This window comes from Streptomyces sp. NPDC021212 (genome assembly GCF_044332925.1).
Taxonomy (GTDB): Bacteria; Actinomycetota; Actinomycetes; order Streptomycetales; family Streptomycetaceae; genus Streptomyces.
This window is the reverse complement of the sequence record NZ_JBIRPZ010000011.1, coordinates 247,459-268,259: the sequence shown is the minus strand read 5'-3', so window position 1 is coordinate 268,259 and position 20,801 is coordinate 247,459. Positions and strand designations below refer to the sequence as shown.

The window sequence follows — 20,801 nt, the reverse complement described above, 5'->3', positions numbered from 1 at the left end:
CCGCTCAAGGGCGCTTGCGGCATCGGGGACAATGGCGTGGGAGCTTGGCCCCGCGCGCCCGGATCCAGGCGCTGTGTAGAGCTACGAGGAGTATTTATGTCCAACGCCCACGGGCACACCCCGGCCGCCTGGACCGGTGTCACCATCGCCTTCATCGGCTTCTGCGTCGCCGGAGCGTTCACCGTGCTGGCGAACCCGCTCGGCTTCTGGGCGGGCATGGTCATCGTCGTGCTCGGTGGTGTCGTCACCGCGGGCATGCGCGCGGCCGGGCTCGGCAGCCCGAAGGCGAAGCCGCTGCGGATGGTGGGCGAGAAGCAGGTGCAGACCCAGGAGTGAGCGGCCGGGGCGCGGCGCGGGGCCGGTGCCGATGACCCGTACGGGTCTGCGGGCACGGCCCTGAGCCGCGCCTTCGTGGTTTCCCGGGGAGACTCGGCGATGTGGTCCTGTTCACCGCCGCGCGTCGGCTCCTGGCCCCCCTGGGCGTGCTCGCCGGCGTCGTCGCCGCCTTCGGGTACGTCGGCGCCGTCGATCCCCATGAGCCCGGCCACTACCCGGTCTGCCCGCTGTTCCGGCTGACCGGCCTCTACTGCCCGGGGTGCGGCGGGCTGCGCAGCGCCCACGCCCTGGCGCACGGCGAGCTGCTGCGGGCGCTGGGCGACAACGCGCTGGTCGTGGTGTGCGCGGGCGTGTTCTGCGCGGGGTGGGTGGTGTGGTGCGTCCGGGCTCTCGGCTGGCGTCGGCGCCGCAGGGTGTGGGCGTGGCGCGCGGTCCACGCCTGGGTGATCGGGGGTGCCGTTCTCACCTTCACCTTCATCCGGAATTTTCCCTTCGGGGGACTACTGGCACCCTGAGGGTTGTTGTGCATGACGTTGCGTACGACCACCTGGTGGGACGCGGCGTCAACCGGATGCGGGACCTCGGTCCTTGGGCAGCTACCATCGCATTCGACCAGAAGCTCCATCCCCGTCCTGGAAGGGGGCCGCTCGCGTGAGTGTGCTCGACGAGATCATCGACGGTGTCCGTGCCGACCTCGCGGAGCGGCAGGCGCGCGTCACCCTCGAAGAGCTCAAGGAGCGGGCGGCCAAGGCCCAGCCGGCGAAGGACGGCGTGGCCGCCCTCAAGGGCGACAGCGTCAAGGTGATCTGCGAGGTCAAGCGGTCCAGCCCGTCCAAGGGCGCGCTCGCCGCGATCGCCGACCCGGCCGCGCTCGCCGCCGACTACGAGGCGGGCGGCGCGGCGCTCATCAGCGTGCTCACCGAGCAGCGGCGCTTCGGCGGATCGCTGGCCGACCTGGAGGCCGTCCGGGCCAAGGTCGACATCCCGGTGCTGCGGAAGGACTTCATCGTCACCTCCTACCAGCTGTGGGAGGCGCGGGCGTACGGCGCCGACGTGGTGCTGCTGATCGTGGCCGCGCTGCCGCAGGACGCGCTGGTCTCGCTGATCGAGCGGGCCGAGTCGATCGGGCTGACCCCGCTGGTCGAGGTGCACGACGAGGGAGAGGTCGAGCGGGCCGTGGCCGCCGGGGCGCGGCTGATCGGCGTCAACGCGCGGAACCTGAAGACGCTCGAGGTGGACCGGGGGAACTTCGCGCGGGTCGCGCCGGAGATCCCGGACCACATCGTCAAGATCGCGGAATCGGGTGTGCGCGGACCGCATGACCTGATCGCCTACGCGAACGACGGCGCGGACGCGGTGCTGGTGGGGGAGGCCCTGGTGACGGGGCGCGACCCGAAGGGCGCGGTCGCCGATCTGGTGGCGGCCGGCGCGCATCCGGCGCTGCGGCACGGGCGGGACTGAGCGGATCATGGACGTGTACGCGCGCCTGGCGCGGGGGTGTCGCCCCCGTGGTTGCCGCGCACCCGCTCGGCGGGTGCGGGGGCGTCGCGTGCGCTATCACATCGGATGCGAGCCGGGGCAGGTCAACGGGCGACGATGGCGTTGACGACGGGCTGTCGGGCGCGCCGGGGCTGGTCGTCGGTGCGCTGACCGTGCGTTTGAGGACGCACCCCTGCCGGCCCCGTCCCCTCACGTCTCGTAGGCGGCCATCCGTCCGGTGGTCCGTTCCGTTCATCACGACTTCGCGGAGTACGTCTGATGTCCTCTGATTTCTTCATTCCGGACCCCGAGGGTCAGGTCCCCAGCATCGAGGGATATTTCGGTGCGTTCGGCGGCAAGTTCATCCCCGAGGCGCTCGTCGCCGCGGTCGATGAGGTCGCCGCGGAGTACGACAAGGCGAAGGACGACCCCGCTTTCGCGGCCGAGCTGGAAGATCTGCTGGTCAACTACACGGGGCGGCCGAGCGCCCTGACCGAGGTGCCGCGGTTCGCCGAGCATGCCGGGGGCGCGCGGGTCTTCCTGAAGCGGGAGGACCTGAACCACACCGGATCGCACAAGATCAACAATGTGCTGGGGCAGGCCCTGCTCACCAAGCGCATGGGCAAGACCCGGGTCATCGCCGAGACCGGCGCGGGCCAGCACGGGGTGGCCACGGCGACCGCGTGCGCGCTGTTCGGTCTCGAGTGCACGATCTACATGGGTGAGGTCGACACCGAGCGGCAGGCGCTCAACGTGGCGCGGATGCGGATGCTGGGTGCCGAGGTCATCGCCGTGAAGTCGGGCAGCAGGACGCTGAAGGACGCCATCAACGAGGCGTTCCGCGACTGGGTCGCCAATGTGGACCGTACGCACTATCTGTTCGGGACCGTGGCCGGGCCGCACCCGTTCCCGGCGCTGGTGCGGGACTTCCACCGGGTGATCGGCGTGGAGGCGCGGCGGCAGATCCTGGAGCGGACCGGGCGGCTGCCGGACGCGGTGGCGGCGTGTGTGGGCGGCGGGTCGAACGCGATCGGGCTGTTCCACGCGTTCCTGCCCGATGAGAGCGTGCGGATCGTGGGCTTCGAGCCCGCGGGGCACGGGATGGAGACCGGCGAGCACGCCGCAACGCTGAGCAAGGGCGAGCCCGGGATTCTGCACGGGTCGCGCTCGTACGTGCTGCAGGACGAGGACGGGCAGATCACCGAGCCGTACTCGATCTCGGCCGGTCTCGACTACCCCGGGGTCGGGCCCGAGCACGCGTATCTGAAGGACACCGGGCGGGCCGAGTACCGGGCGGTCACGGACGACCAGGCGATGCAGGCGCTGCGGCTGCTGTCGCAGAGCGAGGGCATCATCCCGGCGATCGAGAGCGCCCATGCGCTGGCCGGGGCGCTGGATCTCGGGCGGGAGTTGGGCAGCGACGGGCTGGTGCTGGTGAACCTGTCCGGGCGTGGTGACAAGGACATGGACACCGCGGCGCGGTATTTCGGGCTGTACGACGAGGGAGCCAAGTGATGGCCGGAAATCTGGAGCTGCTGGGGTCCGTACTGGCCAAGGCCAAGGGCGAGGGGCGCGCCGCGCTCGTCGGGTATCTGCCCGCCGGTTTTCCGTCGGTCGACGGCGGGGTCGCGGCGATGACCGCCATGATCGAGGGCGGCTGTGACGTCGTCGAGGTCGGGCTGCCGCACAGCGACCCGGTGCTGGACGGGCCGGTGATCCAGACCGCGGACGACATTGCCCTGCGGGGCGGAGTGAAGATCCGCGATGTGATCCGGACGGTAGGGGACGTGCATGCGGCGACCGGTGCGCCGATCCTGTGCATGACCTACTGGAACCCCGTCGACCGGTACGGCGTCGAGCGGTTCGCCGCGGATCTGGCCGCCGTGGGCGGTGCCGGGTGCATCCTGCCGGATCTGCCGGTCGAGGAGTCCGAGGTGTGGCGGAAGGCCGCCGAGCAGCACGGGCTGGCGACGGTCTTCGTGGTGGCGCCGAGCAGCCGGGACGAGCGGCTGGCGAAGATCACGGCGGCGGGCAGCGGTTTCGTCTACGCGGCGTCCCTGATGGGCGTCACCGGAACGAGGGAATCGGTGGGACAGGAGGCGCGCGAGCTGGTCGCGCGCACCCGTGCGACCACCGCGCTGCCGGTGTGCGTGGGGCTCGGGGTGTCCAACCCCGCGCAGGCGGCCGAGGTCGCCGAGTTCGCGGACGGGGTCATCGTCGGTTCGGCCTTCGTGAAGCGGCTGCTGGACGCCGAGAGCCCGGAGGCCGGGTTGGAGGGCGTGCGCCGGCTCGCGGGTGAGCTGGCGGAGGGCGTCAGCGCCCCTCGCTAGGTCGCTCGTTGGAGGGAATACGTGGCGGAGGGGCTGAGCGGTGCCCCTCCGCCTCGTTAGGCGAGGGCGTGAGCCAGAAAAACCGTGAGGGAAAGCGCAGCGCCCGGGAGCGACTGCGGGAACAGCGCGAGAAGGACGCGGCGCGCGGCAGGCGGAAGCGGACGCTGGGCATGGTCGGGGCGGTGGTCGCCGTCCTCGCGGTGGCCGGTGGTGTGGGCGTGTTCGCGACCAAGGCGAATCAGGATTCGGGGAAGTCGGGCAGCTCCGCCGAGCCGCCGCGGGGCGCGACGGGCAAGGGTGGCCTGGTCGTACCGGCCGGGAAGCGTGGCGCTCCGGCCACGCTGACCGTGTACGAGGACTTCCGCTGCCCGGGCTGCAAGCAGTTCGAGGACGTCTTCCACCGGACCGTGAACCAGTTGGAGGACCGCGGCCGGATGCGGGTGGAGTACCACATCGTGGCCATCATCGACGGCAATCTGGGCGGCACCGGCTCGGTGCGCGCGGGGAACGCGGCCGCGTGTGCCCAGGACGCGGGGAAGTTCCGGGCGTACCACGACGTGCTGTACCGGAACCAGCCGGAGGAGACCCGGGACGCGTACGCGAAGAACGCCAGGCTGATCGGGCTGGCGGACAAGGTGCCCGGGCTGAACACGGCGGCGTTCCGGAAGTGCGTCGAGGACGGTCGCCACGACGGATGGGTCAGGAAGTCGCACGCCGACTTCAACCGTTCCGGTTTCCCTTCGACCCCGACCGTATTGCTCGACGGGAAGTCGATCTACGGTGCGAAGAACCCGCTGTCGCCCAACAAGCTGAAGCGCATGGTCGCCGCGGCGGCGAGGGGCTGAGACCCGTTATCCACACGTTGTGCCGGGCAGGTTGCCGCATTGGCCGCCCGGCACGGTAGCGTCGACCCTGTCATGGAACTCGCTTACATTCCCAGCCCGTCTTCCGGCGTGATCTACCTCGGTCCGATCCCGCTGCGCGGCTACGCGTTCTGCATCATCATCGGCGTCTTCGTTGCCGTCTGGCTCGGTGGGCGGCGCTGGGTCGCCCGCGGCGGCCAGGTCGGCACCGTTGCCGACATCGCCGTGTGGGCGGTGCCCTTCGGCCTGGTGGGAGGGCGGCTCTACCACGTCATCACCGACTACGAGCTGTACTTCACGGCCGGCAAGGACTGGGTCGACGCCTTCAAGATCTGGCAGGGCGGCCTCGGCATCTGGGGGGCGATCGCGCTCGGCGCGGTGGGCGCCTGGATCGGCTGCCGCCGCCGGGGGATCCCGCTCCCGGCGTACGCGGACGCCATCGCGCCCGGGATCGCCTTCGCCCAGGCGATCGGCCGCTGGGGCAACTGGTTCAACCAGGAGCTGTACGGCAGGGCGACCACGGTGCCGTGGGCGCTGAAGATCGACGCCGACCCGGAGACCGGGCGCGTCGCCGGTACGTACCACCCGACGTTCCTGTACGAGTCGCTGTGGTGCGTCGGCGTGGCCCTGTTGGTGATCTGGGCGGACCGCCGCTTCAAGCTGGGGCATGGCCGGGCGTTCGCCCTCTATGTGGCCGCCTACACCGTCGGGCGCTTCTGGATCGAATACCTGCGGGTGGACGACGCCCACCACTTCCTGGGCCTGCGGCTCAACGGCTGGACGTCGATCGTCGTCTTCCTGGGTGCGGTGGCGTACCTGGTGATCTCGGCGAAGAAGGCCCCGGGCCGGGAAGAGGCCGTCGAGCCCGTGGCGGTGGAAGACGGCGCGGCCGAGAGCGACGCGGAGGCTCCTGCCGAGGCCAAGACCCCTGCCGGGGCCACGGCGGAGACCACGGCAGAGACCAAGGCTGAGGCAGAGACCAAGGCCGAGCCGGAGGCCACCAAGAAACCCTGACGCGTGTGCACAGAGGCCGCCGAACCCCTCGGGTTTCGGCGGCCTCTTTGCGTTTCCGCAGGTCAGAAGGGTAAGTTCGGCCTTCCTTGCTGGCGGGACAGGGAATTTCGTGTCTACCTTCGTAGCTATGGGGGTGCGGGCGGCGGGTCCGTCCCCGCGAAGGGAGCACGTCAGAACATGTCTGTCATCGACAGCATCGAGTCACCCCATGTCGCGCACCGCGACAACCACACCCACCGTGATGTGAACGGCGGCTGGCTGCGTCCGGCCGTCTTCGGGGCCATGGACGGGCTGGTCTCCAACCTCGCGCTGATGACCGGTGTCGCCGGCGGGGCCGTGGACCGGCAGACCATCGTGATCACCGGGCTGGCGGGGCTCGCCGCCGGTGCGTTCTCGATGGCGGCCGGTGAGTACACCTCCGTCGCCTCCCAGCGTGAGCTGGTCGAGGCCGAGCTGGAGGTCGAGCGGGGCGAGCTGCGAAAGCATCCGGCGGACGAGATGGCGGAGCTGGCGGCGCTGTACGAGTCGCGCGGGGTGAAGCCTGCGCTGGCCCGCGAGGTGGCCGCACAGCTGTCGAAGGATCCGGAGCAGGCGCTGGAGATACACGCCCGCGAGGAGCTGGGCGTGAACCCGGACGATCTGCCGTCGCCGCTGGTCGCCGCGGTGTCCTCGTTCGGCTCGTTCGCGCTGGGCGCGATGCTGCCGGTGCTGCCGTATCTGCTGGGCGCGGTGGCTCTGTGGCCGGCGGTGCTGCTGGCGCTGATCGGGCTGTTCGCCTGCGGTGCGGTGGTGGCCCGGGTGACGGCCCGGCCCTGGTGGTTCAGCGGGCTGCGGCAGCTCGCGCTGGGCGGGGCCGCGGCGGGTGTGACCTACGCCCTGGGCACCTTCTTCGGTACGGCCGTAGGCTGACTCTTACGAGTAACCGCATAATTACGCTGTTACTCGACGGTTTCGATTCGTTTACCAGCGGGCATAAAGCCGAAGCGCTCGGGCAGTGTGGCCCGTCTCGCGCCACGGCGAAGGTGGTCGAATCGACCCTCATCGCCCACTCACCCCGTGCAGGGGTGTCCGCATGGTGAAACGGAATATCCAGTTCCCGAGAACCGACTCATCATGTAACCTGCACGAAATTCTCGCGGAGGGCCAACGTCGTCCCTCGGCACACGCAAAATGCCATGACGACGACGGGAGAGCCGATGCGTTCCGCATCCCACCCCGCCCGCCAGGGGATGTACGACCCGCGCAATGAGCACGACGCCTGTGGCGTCGGCTTTGTGGCGACCCTCACCGGCGAGGCCAGCCACGAGCTCGTTGAGCAGGCTCTCACCGTGCTACGGAACCTGGAGCACCGCGGAGCCACCGGTTCGGAGCCCGACTCGGGCGACGGCGCGGGCATCCTCGTACAGGTCCCCGACGCCTTCCTGCGGGACGTGACCGACTTCGAGCTTCCCGAGGCCGGTTCGTACGCCGTGGGTATCGGGTTCCTGCCCGAGGCGGCGGGTGACGAGGCTGCGGAACACATCGAGCGGATCGCCGCCGAGGAGGAGCTGACCGTCCTCGGCTGGCGCGAGGTTCCGGTCGCGCCCGAGCTGCTGGGCAACGGCGCGCGCGCCACCATGCCCGCCTTCCGCCAGCTCTTCGTCGCGGACGGCGCCAGCAGCGGGCTGGCCCTGGACCGCAAGGCGTTCGTGCTGCGCAAGCGCGCCGAGCGCGAGGCCGACGTGTACTTCCCGTCGCTGTCCTCCCGCACCCTCGTGTACAAGGGCATGCTGACCACCGGTCAGCTGGAGCCGTTCTTCCCGGATCTGTCCGACCGCCGTTTCGCCACGGCCATCGCCTTGGTCCACTCCCGGTTCTCCACGAACACCTTCCCGAGCTGGCCGCTGGCCCACCCGTACCGCTTCGTCGCCCACAACGGTGAGATCAACACCGTCCAGGGCAACCGCAACTGGATGCGGGCACGCGAATCCCAGCTGGTCAGCGACCTGTTCGGGGACAAGGGCCTGGACCGGGTCTTCCCGGTCTGCACCCCGGACGCCTCCGACTCGGCGACCTTCGACGAGGTCCTGGAGCTGCTGCACCTCGGCGGCCGCTCGCTGCCGCACTCGGTGCTGATGATGGTCCCCGAGGCGTGGGAGAACCACCCCTCGATGGACCCGGCCCGGCGCGCCTTCTACCAGTACCACTCCACGATGATGGAGCCCTGGGACGGCCCGGCCTGTGTCACCTTCACCGACGGCACCCAGGTCGGCGCCGTGCTGGACCGCAACGGTCTGCGGCCCGGGCGCTACTGGGTCACCGACGACGGCCTCGTCGTGCTGTCCTCCGAGGTCGGCGTCCTGGACATCGACCCGGCCAAGGTCGTCCGCAAGGGCCGCCTCCAGCCGGGCCGGATGTTCCTGGTGGACACCGCCGAGCACCGGATCATCGAGGACGACGAGATCAAGGCCGAGCTGGCCGCCGAGCAGCCGTACGGCGACTGGCTGGAGGCCGGGCTGATCGGCCTGGCGGACCTGCCCGAGCGCGAGCACATCGTGCACACCCACGCCTCGGTCACCCGCCGCCAGCAGACCTTCGGCTACACCGAGGAGGAGCTGCGGGTCCTGCTCGCGCCGATGGCCAAGGCCGGTGCCGAGCCGATCGGCTCGATGGGCACGGACTCGCCGATCGCCGCCCTCTCCGAGCGGCCGCGGCTGCTGTTCGACTACTTCACCCAGCTGTTCGCGCAGGTCACCAACCCGCCGCTGGACGCGATCCGCGAGGAGCTGGTCACCTCGCTGATCTCCTCGCTGGGCCCGCAGGGCAATCTGCTGGAGCCGAGCGCGGCCTCCTGTCGCAGTGTCACCCTGCCCTTCCCGGTGATCGACAACGATGAGCTGGCCAAGCTCATCCACATCAACGCCGACGGCGACATGCCGGGTCTGACGGCCGCCAACCTCTCCGGTCTCTACCGGGTCAGTGGCGGCGGTGACGCGCTGGCCGCGCGGCTGGCGGAGATCTGCGCCGAGGCGGAATCCGCCATCGAGGACGGCGCCCGGCTGATCGTGCTCTCCGACCGGCACTCGGACGCCGAGCACGCGCCGATCCCCTCGCTGCTGCTCACCTCCGCCGTCCACCACCACCTCATCCGCACCAAGCAGCGCACCCAGGTGGGGCTGCTGGTCGAGGCGGGCGACGTGCGCGAGGTGCATCACGTCGCGCTGCTCATCGGCTACGGCGCCGCGGCCGTCAACCCGTACCTGGCGATGGAGTCGGTCGAGGACCTGGTCCGCGCCGGTACATTCCTCCCGGGCATGGAGGCCGAGACCGCGATCAAGAACCTGATCAAGGCGCTCGGCAAGGGCGTCCTGAAGGTGATGTCCAAGATGGGCATCTCCACCGTGGCCTCCTACCGCGGCGCCCAGGTCTTCGAGGCCGTCGGCCTGGACGAGTCCTTCGTGGACACCTACTTCCACGGCACCGCCACCAAGATCGGCGGCGCGGGCCTGGACGTCGTCGCCAAGGAGGTCGCCGCCCGGCACGCCAAGGCGTACCCGGCCACCGGCATCCCCTCCGCGCACCGCGCGCTGGACATCGGCGGCGAGTACCAGTGGCGCCGCGAGGGCGAGCCGCACCTGTTCGACCCGGAGACGGTCTTCCGGCTCCAGCACTCCACCCGCACGCGCCGCTACGACATCTTCAAGAAGTACACCGAGCGGGTGAACGAGCAGTCCGAGCGGCTGATGACGCTGCGCGGCCTGTTCTCCTTCAAGGACGGCGACCGGCCCTCGATCCCGATCGAGGAGGTCGAGCCGGTCGAGGAGATCGTCAAGCGGTTCTCGACCGGGGCCATGTCGTACGGCTCCATCTCCCAGGAGGCGCACGAGACCCTGGCCATCGCCATGAACCAGCTGGGCGGAAAGTCCAACACCGGTGAGGGCGGCGAGGACTCCGAGCGGCTGCACGACCCGGCGCGGCGCTCCTCCATCAAGCAGGTCGCCTCCGGCCGCTTCGGCGTGACCAGCGAATACCTGGTCAACTCCGATGACATCCAGATCAAGATGGCGCAGGGCGCCAAGCCCGGCGAGGGCGGCCAGCTGCCCGGCCACAAGGTGTACCCGTGGGTGGCCAAGACCCGGCACTCGACGCCCGGGGTCGGCCTGATCTCCCCGCCGCCGCACCACGACATCTACTCCATCGAGGACCTCGCCCAGCTGATCCACGACCTGAAGAACGCCAACCCGAAGGCGCGCATTCACGTCAAGCTGGTCTCCGAGGTCGGCGTCGGCACGGTCGCCGCGGGCGTCTCCAAGGCGCACGCCGACGTGGTGCTGATCTCCGGCCACGACGGCGGCACCGGCGCCTCGCCGCTCACCTCGCTCAAGCACGCGGGCGGCCCCTGGGAGCTGGGCCTCGCCGAGACCCAGCAGACGCTGCTGCTCAACGGGCTGCGCGACCGCATCGTCGTGCAGACGGACGGCCAGCTGAAGACCGGCCGCGACGTGGTGATCGCCGCACTGCTCGGCGCCGAGGAGTTCGGCTTCGCGACCGCGCCGCTGGTCGTCTCCGGCTGCGTGATGATGCGCGTCTGCCACCTGGACACCTGCCCGGTCGGCATCGCCACCCAGAACCCGGTGCTGCGCGAGCGCTACAACGGCCAGGCCGAGTTCGTGGTCAACTTCTTCACGTTCATCGCCGAGGAGGTCCGCGAACTCCTCGCCGAGCTGGGCTTCCGCACCCTCGACGAGGCCATCGGCCACGCCGAGCTGCTGGACACCAGCCGGGCCGTGCAGCACTGGAAGGCGCAGGGCCTGGACCTCGGCCCGCTGCTGTACGTCCCCGAGCTGCCGGACGGCGCCGTCCGCCACCAGGTGATCGAGCAGGACCACGGCCTGGCGAAGGCCCTGGACAACGAGCTGATCAAGCTGGCGGCCGACGCGCTCAATGCCGACTCCGCCGAGGCCGCCCAGCCGGTCCGGGCCCAGGTCGCGATCCGCAACATCAACCGCACCGTCGGCACGATGCTCGGCCACGAGGTGACGCGGAAGTTCGGCGGCGCGGGTCTGCCGGACGACACCATCGACATCACCTTCACCGGCTCGGCCGGCCAGTCCTTCGGCGCGTTCGCGCCCCGCGGCCTCACGCTGCGGCTGGAGGGCGACGCCAACGACTACGTCGGCAAGGGCCTGTCCGGCGGCCGCGTGATCGTCCGCCCGGACCGGGGCGCCGACCACCTCGCCGAGTACTCGACCATCGCGGGCAACACCCTCGCGTACGGCGCGACCGGCGGCGAGATGTATCTGCGCGGCAAGGTCGGCGAGCGGTTCTGCGTCCGCAACTCGGGCGCGACCGTGGTCTCCGAGGGCGTGGGCGACCACGGCTGCGAGTACATGACCGGCGGCCAGGCCGTCGTCCTCGGCCCGACCGGGCGCAACTTCGCGGCCGGGATGTCCGGTGGCATCGCGTACGTCATCGACCTCGACCCGGACAACGTCAACGTCGACCTCCGCGACGCCGTTTCCGGCGAGCTGGACGACACCGACAAGCAGGCGCTGCACGACGCTGTGCGCCGCCACCAGGAGGAGACCGGTTCCACCGTCGCGGCCGCGCTGCTCGCCGACTGGGACCGCGCCCTCGCCCGCTTCAGCAAGATCATCCCCGCTACGTACCAGGCCGTGCTCGCCGCCAAGGACGCCGCCGAGCGAGCCGGACTCTCCGAGTCCGAGACCCACGAGAAGATGATGGAGGCGGCGACCAATGGCTGACCCCAAGGGCTTCCTGACCACCGACCGTGAGGTGGCCAAGACCCGTCCGGTGGACGAGCGGGTCAAGGACTGGAACGAGGTCTACGTCCCCGGCTCGCTGCTGCCGATCATCAGCAAGCAGGCCGGCCGGTGCATGGACTGCGGCATCCCGTTCTGCCACAACGGCTGTCCGCTCGGAAACCTCATCCCCGAGTGGAACGACTACGCCTACCGCGAGGACTGGCGGGAGGCCAGCGAGCGGCTGCACGCGACCAACAACTTCCCGGAGTTCACCGGTCGGCTGTGCCCCGCCCCGTGCGAGTCCGCGTGCGTCCTCGGCATCAACCAGCCGGCGGTGACCATCAAGAACGTCGAGGTCACCATCATCGACAAGGCGTGGGACGCGGGCGACGTCACCCCGCAGCCCCCCGAGCGGCTCAGCGGCAAGACCGTCGCCGTCATCGGCTCGGGCCCGGCGGGGCTCGCCGCCGCCCAGCAGCTGACCCGCGCCGGACACACGGTCGCCGTCTACGAGCGGGCCGACCGCATCGGCGGGCTGCTGCGCTACGGCATCCCCGAGTTCAAGATGGAAAAGCGCCACATCAACCGCCGCATCGAGCAGATGCGGGCGGAAGGCACCAAGTTCCGCACCGAGACGGAGATCGGGCGCGACATCGACGCCGCCAAGCTGCGCAAGCGGTACGACGCGGTCGTCATCGCGGCCGGTGCCACCACCTCCCGCGACCTGCCGGCCCCGGGCCGCGAGCTGAACGGCATCCACTTCGCCATGGAGTACCTGCCGCTCGCCAACAAGGTGCAGGAGGGCGACCTGACGGCGGCCCCCATCAGCGCCGAGGGCAAGCACGTCGTGGTGATCGGCGGCGGCGACACCGGCGCCGACTGCGTCGGCACCGCCCACCGGCAGGGCGCCGCCTCCGTCACCCAGCTGGAGATCATGCCCAAGCCGGGCGAGGAGCGTAGCGAGGGCCAGCCCTGGCCCACCTTCCCGATGCTCTACAAGGTCACCTCGGCGCACGAGGAGGGCGGCGAGCGGATCTACTCCGTCTCCACCACCCACTTCGAGGGCGACGAGGACGGCAACGTCCAGTGGCTGCACCTGATCGAGGTGGAGTTCAAGGACGGCAAGCTGGAGCAGAAGCCGGGCACCGAGCGGAAGATCCCCGCCCAGCTGGTCACCCTGGCCATGGGCTTCACCGGCACCGACCGGGAGAACGGCCTCGTCGAGCAGTTCGGCCTGGAGCTGGACGAGCGCGGCAACATCGCGCGCGACGCCGACTTCGCCACCAACGTGGACGGTGTCTTCGTCGCCGGTGACGCGGGCCGCGGCCAGTCGCTCATCGTCTGGGCCATCGCCGAGGGCCGCTCCGCGGCGCGCGGCGTGGACCGCTACCTGGCCGGGGCCAGCGCCCTGCACGCCCCGATCCGCCCCACCGACCGGGCCCTCATGGTCTGACGGTCCTCAGGTCTCCGCCCGTACAACGGCGTACGGACCGGCCGCGCGGCGCCTTCCCCCAACCCGACCGGGGGAGGGCGCCGCGTGGTGCTGCCGGCCGCTCAGCCGTCGCCTTCCACGAGCCGGGCGGGGAAGCCGCCGGTGGCGATCGGGCCCCAGCGCCCGGGAGTGACCCGGATCAGCGACTTGCCCTGCTTGCGCATGGCCGAGCGGTACTCGTCCCAGTCCGGGTGCTCACCGGCGATGTTGCGGTAGTACTCGACCAGCGGTTCGACCGAGTCGGGGGTGTCGATCACCTCGGCGGTGCCGTCGATCTGGACCCACGGGCCGTTCCACTCGTCGGACAGCACGATCAGGCTGACGGCGGTGTCGCGCTTGGCGTTGCGGACCTTGGCGCGCTCGGGGTAGGTGGACATGACGATACGGCCCGAGTCGTCGACGCCGCAGGTCAGCGGGGACGCCTGCGGGGAGCCGTCGGTCCGGCGGGTCATCAGGATGGCGCGGTGGCGCGGGCGGACGAACTCCAGCAGCTCGTCCAGGGCGACACGGGTGTTGGTGGCGATGGAGGGGCTCATGCACGCGAGGGTACGACGTGGAGCGCGCCGGGGCGCGGCCCGGTCCGTCAGGTGTCGCACTCCAGGACCGTACGGCACAGTCCGCAGCGCGCCCGCAGCCTGCCGCGCACCGGGAGCCGGATGCGCTGGCGGCAGGTGGGGCAGGGGAACGACACGCTGAACGGCGGGCCGCCTTCGAAGACGTAGTCGCCCCCGGTGGGGGAGGGGCGGCCGGACTGGGCCGAACGGCGGTCCCTCGCATACCGGCGGCGGCCCGTCCACCCGGCGGCGGCGAGCGGCGGCTGCCGTTCGTCGCGCAGGGCCAGCTCCAGCCCCTTGGCGTACGCCTCGTACGCCTGCGGGCTGGTGAACCAGGGGGCCGGGTCCTCGCCGAGGAGCCGGGCCCGCTTGGCGAGGACGTAGCCGAACTCCTCCGGCGTCAGATAGCCCAGCTTCTGGCTGGTGACCGCGTCCTGGCGGTACGCGTCGAGCAGCAGCCAGCCGGTGCCGAGGTAGGCGGCGGTGGTGTCGGTGAGGATCTCGTTGTCGCGGGTGCCTGGGAACGCCAGATCGAGCCGGTGCAGATACACATGGGTGACCTCGTGGGCGAGGGCCGCCCCGATGTCGCGGCGGTGGCTCTTGAAGCGGGAGTTCAGCTCGATGAAGTACTCGGGCCCGGCGGCCAGCTCCACGTTCCCCGCGTGCCGCATCTCGCGGAAGCTCACGATCATCCGGGCGTCCGGCAGCCGCATGTGCTGCACCAGCACCCGGGCCACCCGCTGGACGCCCAGGTGCAGATCGTCCTGCTCGGAGAAGGCCACATCGCCGGGGGCCACGCTGAGCCCGAAGGTGTCCACCGTGTCGCGCGACAGCCGCCGGTAGAGCGCGGTGATCGCGGCCCGGACCATGTCCAGGTGCGGATAGCCGTGTTCGATGTCGCTGCCCGGTGCCGCCACGAGCCCACTGTACGGGCGGCCGGGCGCGGGGGCGCGGAGGCCGCGCGGGACGGCTGTGCGCTGCGGCGGGACGTGCGCTTGGCCGGAACGCCACCCTTGTCAGGCCGTTCGTGGACTTCACATAATCGCAGGGCATGGCCAGGTCTTTCTGTTTGGCATGGCCCTGACATTCGCTGGAATGTTTCTGCACAACCCCCCACGAGAGGACTTCCGTTGCGCAACGCACTGAAGCACCTGAAGAGATCCGCGGCCCTCGGCGCCGTCGCCCTCGCCGCGTTCAGCCTCACGCCGGGCACCGCCACGGCCCAGCCCACCGGACCCGAGCCCGGCCCCTCCGTCGTCGGCGGCACCCGCGCCGCCCAGGGTGAATTCCCCTTCATGGTCCGGCTCTCCATGGGCTGTGGCGGCGCGCTCTACACCCAGGACATCGTGCTCACCGCCGCCCATTGCGTGAGCGGCAGCGGCGCCAACACCTCCATCACCGCCACCGCGGGCGTCGTCGACCTCCAGAGCTCCAGCGCCACCAAGGTCAAGTCCACCCGCGTCCTCCAGGCCCCCGGCTACAACGGCACCGGCAAGGACTGGGCCCTCATCAAGCTCGCCACACCCATCAACCAGCCCACCCTGAAGATCGCCGAGACCACGGCGTACAACAAGGGCGACTTCACCGTCGCCGGGTGGGGCGCCGCCACCGAGGGCGGCGGCCAGCAGCGCTACCTGCTCAAGGCCACCGTGCCGTTCGTCGACGACGCCACCTGCAAGTCGGCGTACAGCGAACTCGTCGCGGGCGAGGAGATCTGCGCCGGCAAGATGGCCAACGGCGGCGTCGACACCTGCCAGGGCGACTCCGGCGGCCCGATGTTCCGCAAGGACGACGCCGGCGCGTGGATCCAGGTCGGCATCGTCAGCTGGGGCGAGGGCTGCGCCCGTCCCGGCAAGCCCGGTGTCTACACCGAGGTGAGCACCTTCGCCCAGAACATCAAGACCGCCGCGGCCCAGCTCGGCGGCTGACCCCTCACACCACGGTAGAAGCGGGACCCGGCGCGGCGATACGCGCCGGGTCCGCGTCACATCTGGCCGTAGCAGATGCAGAACGGGTGCCCCGCCGGGTCGCTGAACACCCGGAATCCCGAGCCCTCCCCGCGGCTGTCGTGCAGGAACGTCGCCCCCAGCGCGATCACCTCCTGCTGTGCCCGCTCCGCGTCCTCGAGCGTCGGCACGTCGAAGTCCAGATGCATCTGCTGCGGACGCGCCGGGTCCGGCCAGCGCGGCGGCTGATGGTCCGGCGCCGACTGGAAGGCGAACCGCTGCCCGTCCGCCGAGGTGAGGGTCGCCCATTCCGGGTCGCTGTCATCCACCCGCCACCCCAGGATCGCGCCGTAGAAGGCGGCCAGCGCGGCGGGGTCGGGGCAGTCGATGACGGTGCACTGTAGCGTCGCGATCATGCGGTGAGCCTACGGCTCGTCCCGCGCGAATATCCCGCCGCCAGAGGGAACCCCGTCTCGCGATTACCGCTCCTCAACGGTGGGAGCGCTGCACCGGGGGCAGCGCCCCCCGGGAGACCGCCCCGTCCCCTTCACAACCCCCCACCGGGGGCGGGGCGGTCCCGGAGCCGAGCGCGTGGCCCCACTGGCATAAGGTCAGGGGCCATGACGCACCGCGAGACCGACCACCCCGCCGACCGCCCCACCAGCCCGCCCCCCGAGGTCGATGACGCCGTGCGCGCCGAGCTGGTCCGGCTGCGCGAGAGCATCGACAACATCGACGCGGCCGTGGTCCACATGCTCGCCGAGCGCTTCAAGTGCACCCAGCAGGTCGGTCACCTCAAGGCCGCCCACAAGCTCCCCCCGGCCGACCCCGCCCGCGAGGCCCGTCAGATCACCCGGCTGCGCGAACTGGCGGAAAGCGCCAACCTCGACCCCGCCTTCGCCGAGAAGCTGCTCAACTTCATCATCGCCGAGGTCATCCGGCACCACGAGACGATCGCGCGCTCCTGAGCCGATCGCGGCCCCGCCCGCCGGGCGTACGGCGCGGGCGCACACCCGTGGTGCGCCCGCGCCCGCCCGACTCCTCCCACTTGCGCCGCGCGCCGTGTGCCGCCTACCGCCGGTAGGGCAGCATGTCCCCATGTCCGTACTGACGCGCGAGGAAGCGCAGATCCGAGCCCGCCTCATCGAGGTCCACCGCTACACGATCGACCTCGACCTCACCCGCGGCGACGAACACTTCGGCTCCACCACGACCATCCGCTTCCAAGCCCGTGAGGCCGGGGCGGACACCTTCGTGGAACTGCACCCCGCCGCCCTGCACCGGGTGGTGCTCGACGGTCACGACCTCGCGCTCGACCCCGCCGAGATCATCGCCGACGGCCGGCTCCCGCTCACCGGCCTCGCCGAGGGCGAGCACGAGCTGCACGTCGAGACGGACATGGCGTACTCGCACACCGGCGAGGGCATGCACCGCTTCACCGACCCCGCCGACGGCGAGACCTACCTCTACACCCAGTGCTGCATGGCCGACGCCAACGACGTCTTCGCCGCCTTCGACCAGCCCGACCTCAAGGCCGTCTTCGACGTCCGCGTCACCGCCCCGCCCCGGTGGACCGTCATCGGCAACGGCATCGCCACCCGGGAGGGCGACCCCGTCGAGGGCCGCTGGAAGCTCGCCCCCACCCCGCGCATCAGCACCTACCTGCTCGCGCTGGCCGCGGGCCCGTACCACTCCGTGCACACCGAGCACGCCGGACTGCCCTTCGGACTGCACGTCCGCCGCTCGCTCGCCCCCCACCTCGAAGCCGACGCCGACGAACTCTTCGACATCACCCGGCGCTGCTTCGACCGCTACCACGAGATCTTCGACGAGCCCTACCCCTTCGACTCCTACGACCAGGCGTTCGTCCCCGAGTTCAACTCCGGCGCCATGGAGAACCCCGGCCTCGTCACCTTCCGCGACGAATTCATCTTCCGCTCCGCGGTCACCGACGCCGAGCGCCAGACCCGCGCCATGGTCATGGCCCACGAGATGGCCCACATGTGGTTCGGCAACCTCGTCACCATGCGGTGGTGGGACGACATCTGGCTCAACGAGTCCTTCGCCGAGTACATGGGCTTCCAGATCCTCACCGAGGCCACCCGCTACACCGGCACCTGGGCCGACTTCAGCATCCGCCGCAAGACCTGGGGCTACGACGCCGACCAGCGCCCCTCCACCCACCCCGTCGCCCCGGCCCCCGAACTCGTCCCCGACACCGCCGCCGCGCGCCTCAACTTCGACGGCATCTCCTACGCCAAGGGCGCCTCCGCGCTGCGCCAGCTCGTCGCCTGGCTCGGCGAGAAGGACTTCCTCGCCGGGATCAACGACCACTTCACCCGGCACCGCTTCGGCAACGCCACCCTCGCCGACTTCCTCGACTCCCTCGCCCGCTCCACCGACCGTGACGTCCACGCCTGGGCCGACGCCTGGCTGCGCACCACCGGAGTGGACACCCTCACCCCCGTCATCACCGCGGACGGCGGCCACTGGAACCTCGAGATCCGCCACGAGGGCGGTGGCGAAGGGCCGCCCCCGGCCCCCCGCCGCCCCCACCGCATCGCGATCGGCGTCTACGACCACGAACCCGCCGCCCCCCACCAACTCGTGCTGCGCAACCGCGTCGAGGTCGAACTGGACGGCGCCGGCCCCGCCGCCCTCCACACCTTCACCGGGCCCCGCCCCGACCTGCTCCTCCTCAACGACGGCGACCTCACGTACGCCAAGATCCGCCTCGACCCCGGCTCCTGGAAGGCCGCCGTACGTGCCCTCTCCGGCCTCCCCGACGCCGTCAGCCGCGCCACCGTCTGGAACGCCGCCCGCGACATGGTGCGCGACGGCGACCTCCCGGGCACCGACTACCTCGACGCGGCCCGCACCCACCTCCCGCACGAGACGGACATAGCGATCGTGCAGGGCGTCCTCGCCTTCGCCCGCCTCCAGATCGCCGACCGCCTTCTCCCCGCGGACCAGCGCACCGCCGCCCTCAACACCATCGCCGCCACCTGTCGCGACCTGCTGCGCCGCACCGAGGACGGCTCCGGGCCCGGACTGCGGCTCTCCGCCGTACGCGTCTACATCGCCAGCGCCACCGCACCCGCCGAGCTGAGCGACTGGCTCGACGGCGACACCGTTCCCGGCGGCCCCGCCCTCGACCCCGAACTGCGCTGGCAGATCCTCGGCAGGCTCGCCGTCCTCGGCGCCACGGGCCCCGCCGACATCGACGCCGAACTCGCCCGCGACTCCAGCGCCACCGGCCAGGAGGGCGCCGCCCGCTGCCGCGCCGCGCTCCCCGACCCGGACGCCAAACAGGCCGCCTGGGAGGCCCTGTTCGGCGAGACCGAGGGACAGGCCCCACTCTCCAACTACCTGGTCACCGCGACCGCCACCGGCTTCTGGCAGCCCGAACACCACGACCTGCTCACCGACTACGTACCGCGCTACTTCGCGGACGCCCCCGCCATCGCCGCCCGCCGCGGCCCCGCCATCGCCGATGCCCTCGCCCGCTCCGGCTTCCCGACGACGGTGGACGCGACGACCCTGCGGCTCGGCGAGGAATGCCTCACCGCCCCCGACCTGCTCCCCGCCCTCCGCCGCCGCCTCGAAGACCAGCTCGACGACCTGCGGCGCGCCCTGCGGGTGCGAGAGAACCAGGACACGTAGCCACCGCGGACCGTGCCCGGCCGGGGGGAAACACCTGTTCGTAGAGGTACTTCACGCCTCAACGGCCCCACCCTCCCCCCGGCCGCGACCGGTCGGGCCGGGAGCCGGGCCGCGTTACCTCAAGCATGGACCAACACACGGACCACCGTTTACCAACTCGAACCAACTCCGCGTAAGGAAAATCCGGCGGAACCGCCGCCCGTGGCAGCTTGCTGCCGTGACGCGGACGACGAACGGGACGACAGCCCGTAATCTGCCACCCGCCGCCTTCGCCCCCGTGATGGCGACCGGGATCGTGTCCCAGGGACTCGCGGCGGCGGGTGCGCCACGCTTATCCGGCGCGCTGCTGGCGATGGCCGTGGCGCTCTACGCCGGGCTGCTGGCGGGGCTGGTGTGGCGGGTGGCGCGCCATCCGCGGGAGGTGGCCGCCGATCTGCGCGACACCAAACGGGTGTTCGGCTTCTTCACCTTCGTCGCGGGCTCCGATGTGCTCGCCGCCCGGCTGGCCCCCGCGCCGTGGCGGGCGGCCGCGGCGGCCCTGACCCTGGTCGCCGTACCCGCCTGCGCCGTCCTGCTGGGGTGCGTGGCGCGCGTGGTGCGCCGGATCGGCGCGGACGGCGCGCTGCGGCGGGCCGAGGGTACCTGGTTCCTGTGCGTGGTGGGCGTCCAGTCCGCCGTGCTGGCGGTGACCGGGCCGGCGCCCGGCCGCGGCCTGCCGGGCACGGCGATCGCCTGGGCGGCCGGGCTGCTGCTGTACGCGGCGGTGGCCACCCTGGTGGCCCGCCGGCTGCCGCGGTTCGGCATCCCGCCGAGGGAGCTGTCACCGCCGTACTGGATCTCCATGGGGGCCTGCGCCATCAGCCTCCTGGCCGGGGCCCGCCTCGCCCACCCGGGGCTCGACGCCGCCCTGGGCCCCGCCCCGACCCGCGACGTCCTCCTCACCCTGTGGGTGTGGGCCACCTGTCTGCTGCCACCGCTGCTGGCCGCCGGGGCCTGGCGGCATCTGCGACACCGCATACCGCCGGCGTACGAACCCACCTGGTGGACGATCGTCTTCCCCACCGGGATGTACGCGATGTCCACGACCGCCCTCGGCAAGGCCGAAGCACTGCACCCCCTGGTGCTCCTCGGGCACCTGGGGGCCTGGGTGGCGCTGGGGGTGTGGTCGCTGTCCGTGGCCGGACTGGTCCACCGTCATATTCCGGGTGGAACGCACGTCCCATAGAGGAAAGGCAAACCGCAAGGAAAAACCACCCTAGGTGATGCTAAATGGCCGAAAGACCTGCGGCTTTGTGGCCGAATCCGGAGTGATGCTGTCGCGCGACATCCATCCAGGGCCCCGGCCGGAACACCCGGCGCGGAGCCACCCCCGAAGGAGTG

The 20,801-nt window shown here is 71.2% G+C and carries 18 protein-coding genes; 15 read left to right on the top strand and 3 right to left on the bottom strand.

The genetic code is table 11. From position 1 onward, the window contains the following. The first annotated feature begins 96 nt into the window (after window positions 1-96). The 11 genes from ACH4SI_RS29190 to ACH4SI_RS29140 all read left to right on the top strand — a co-directional run bounded on the left by ACH4SI_RS29190 (window position 97) and on the right by ACH4SI_RS29140 (window position 13,219). Window positions 97-336 (top strand): HGxxPAAW family protein, encoded by a 240-nt coding sequence (locus ACH4SI_RS29190; protein ID WP_398300738.1) that lies wholly within the window; start codon window positions 97-99, stop codon window positions 334-336. Window positions 337-437: 101 nt separating this feature from the next. Beyond that, on the top strand, window positions 438-851 hold the full coding sequence (locus ACH4SI_RS29185; protein ID WP_398300736.1) for a DUF2752 domain-containing protein: 414 nt from the start codon (window positions 438-440) through the stop codon (window positions 849-851). A 136-nt stretch (window positions 852-987) separates the two neighbouring features. Beyond that, a complete protein-coding gene (gene trpC, locus ACH4SI_RS29180; protein ID WP_398300734.1) occupies window positions 988-1,797 on the top strand; it encodes an indole-3-glycerol phosphate synthase TrpC in 810 nt (269 codons plus the stop codon). A gap of 7 nt (window positions 1,798-1,804) precedes the next feature. Further along, window positions 1,805-1,942, top strand: a complete 138-nt coding sequence (gene trpM, locus ACH4SI_RS29175) for a tryptophan biosynthesis modulator TrpM (protein ID WP_398300732.1) — start codon at window positions 1,805-1,807, stop codon at window positions 1,940-1,942. 152 nt (window positions 1,943-2,094) lie between these two features. Continuing rightward, window positions 2,095-3,330, top strand: coding sequence for a tryptophan synthase subunit beta (gene trpB / locus ACH4SI_RS29170; RefSeq protein WP_398300730.1), 1,236 nt, complete (start codon window positions 2,095-2,097; stop codon window positions 3,328-3,330). Further along, complete coding sequence (trpA, locus tag ACH4SI_RS29165; protein ID WP_398300728.1) at window positions 3,330-4,145, top strand: tryptophan synthase subunit alpha; 816 nt, start codon at window positions 3,330-3,332, stop codon at window positions 4,143-4,145. The genes trpB and trpA overlap by 1 nt, the downstream gene beginning before the upstream one ends. 68 nt (window positions 4,146-4,213) lie before the next feature. Beyond that, window positions 4,214-4,990 carry a DsbA family protein gene (locus ACH4SI_RS29160; protein ID WP_398300726.1) on the top strand — a complete coding sequence of 259 codons (777 nt, stop codon included), beginning with the start codon at window positions 4,214-4,216 and terminating at the stop codon, window positions 4,988-4,990. A gap of 72 nt (window positions 4,991-5,062) precedes the next feature. Next, entirely contained in the window at window positions 5,063-6,022 is a 960-nt protein-coding gene (gene lgt, locus ACH4SI_RS29155; protein WP_398300724.1) for a prolipoprotein diacylglyceryl transferase, read from the top strand. 177 nt (window positions 6,023-6,199) lie between these two features. Continuing rightward, a complete protein-coding gene (locus ACH4SI_RS29150; RefSeq protein WP_398300722.1) occupies window positions 6,200-6,931 on the top strand; it encodes a VIT1/CCC1 transporter family protein in 732 nt (243 codons plus the stop codon). Window positions 6,932-7,218: 287 nt separating this feature from the next. Further along, window positions 7,219-11,766 carry a glutamate synthase large subunit gene (gltB, locus tag ACH4SI_RS29145; RefSeq protein ID WP_398300952.1) on the top strand — a complete coding sequence of 1,516 codons (4,548 nt, stop codon included), beginning with the start codon at window positions 7,219-7,221 and terminating at the stop codon, window positions 11,764-11,766. Then, on the top strand, window positions 11,759-13,219 hold the full coding sequence (locus ACH4SI_RS29140) for a glutamate synthase subunit beta (RefSeq protein ID WP_398300721.1): 1,461 nt from the start codon (window positions 11,759-11,761) through the stop codon (window positions 13,217-13,219). The genes gltB and ACH4SI_RS29140 overlap by 8 nt, the downstream gene beginning before the upstream one ends. A 101-nt stretch (window positions 13,220-13,320) precedes the next feature. On the opposite strand, the gene ACH4SI_RS29135 is transcribed toward ACH4SI_RS29140, so the two are convergent. Further along, window positions 13,321-13,794: a PPOX class F420-dependent oxidoreductase gene (locus ACH4SI_RS29135; RefSeq protein WP_398300719.1), complete on the bottom strand. Its 474-nt coding sequence runs from the start codon at window positions 13,792-13,794 to the stop codon at window positions 13,321-13,323. Between the two features lie 47 nt (window positions 13,795-13,841). Continuing rightward, the gene (locus ACH4SI_RS29130) at window positions 13,842-14,729 is read right to left on the bottom strand and encodes a hypothetical protein (RefSeq protein ID WP_398300717.1); all 888 of its coding nucleotides are present in this window, start codon (window positions 14,727-14,729) and stop codon (window positions 13,842-13,844) included. A 213-nt stretch (window positions 14,730-14,942) separates the two neighbouring features. Here ACH4SI_RS29130 and ACH4SI_RS29125 point away from each other — a divergent pair, with 213 nt between their 5' ends. Then, a complete protein-coding gene (locus tag ACH4SI_RS29125; RefSeq protein ID WP_398300715.1) occupies window positions 14,943-15,740 on the top strand; it encodes a S1 family peptidase in 798 nt (265 codons plus the stop codon). A 56-nt stretch (window positions 15,741-15,796) separates the two neighbouring features. On the opposite strand, the gene ACH4SI_RS29120 is transcribed toward ACH4SI_RS29125, so the two are convergent. After that, window positions 15,797-16,174 (bottom strand): VOC family protein, encoded by a 378-nt coding sequence (locus ACH4SI_RS29120; protein WP_398300712.1) that lies wholly within the window; start codon window positions 16,172-16,174, stop codon window positions 15,797-15,799. A 204-nt stretch (window positions 16,175-16,378) separates the two neighbouring features. Here ACH4SI_RS29120 and ACH4SI_RS29115 point away from each other — a divergent pair, with 204 nt between their 5' ends. The 3 genes from ACH4SI_RS29115 (at window position 16,379) to ACH4SI_RS29105 (ending at window position 20,646) form a co-directional block, all read left to right on the top strand. Then, entirely contained in the window at window positions 16,379-16,726 is a 348-nt protein-coding gene (locus ACH4SI_RS29115) for a chorismate mutase (protein WP_398300710.1), read from the top strand. Between the two features lie 130 nt (window positions 16,727-16,856). Further along, window positions 16,857-19,421, top strand: a complete 2,565-nt coding sequence (gene pepN, locus ACH4SI_RS29110) for an aminopeptidase N (protein WP_398300708.1) — start codon at window positions 16,857-16,859, stop codon at window positions 19,419-19,421. A gap of 217 nt (window positions 19,422-19,638) precedes the next feature. After that, complete coding sequence (locus ACH4SI_RS29105; RefSeq protein WP_398300706.1) at window positions 19,639-20,646, top strand: tellurite resistance/C4-dicarboxylate transporter family protein; 1,008 nt, start codon at window positions 19,639-19,641, stop codon at window positions 20,644-20,646. Window positions 20,647-20,801: the final 155 nt, after the last annotated feature.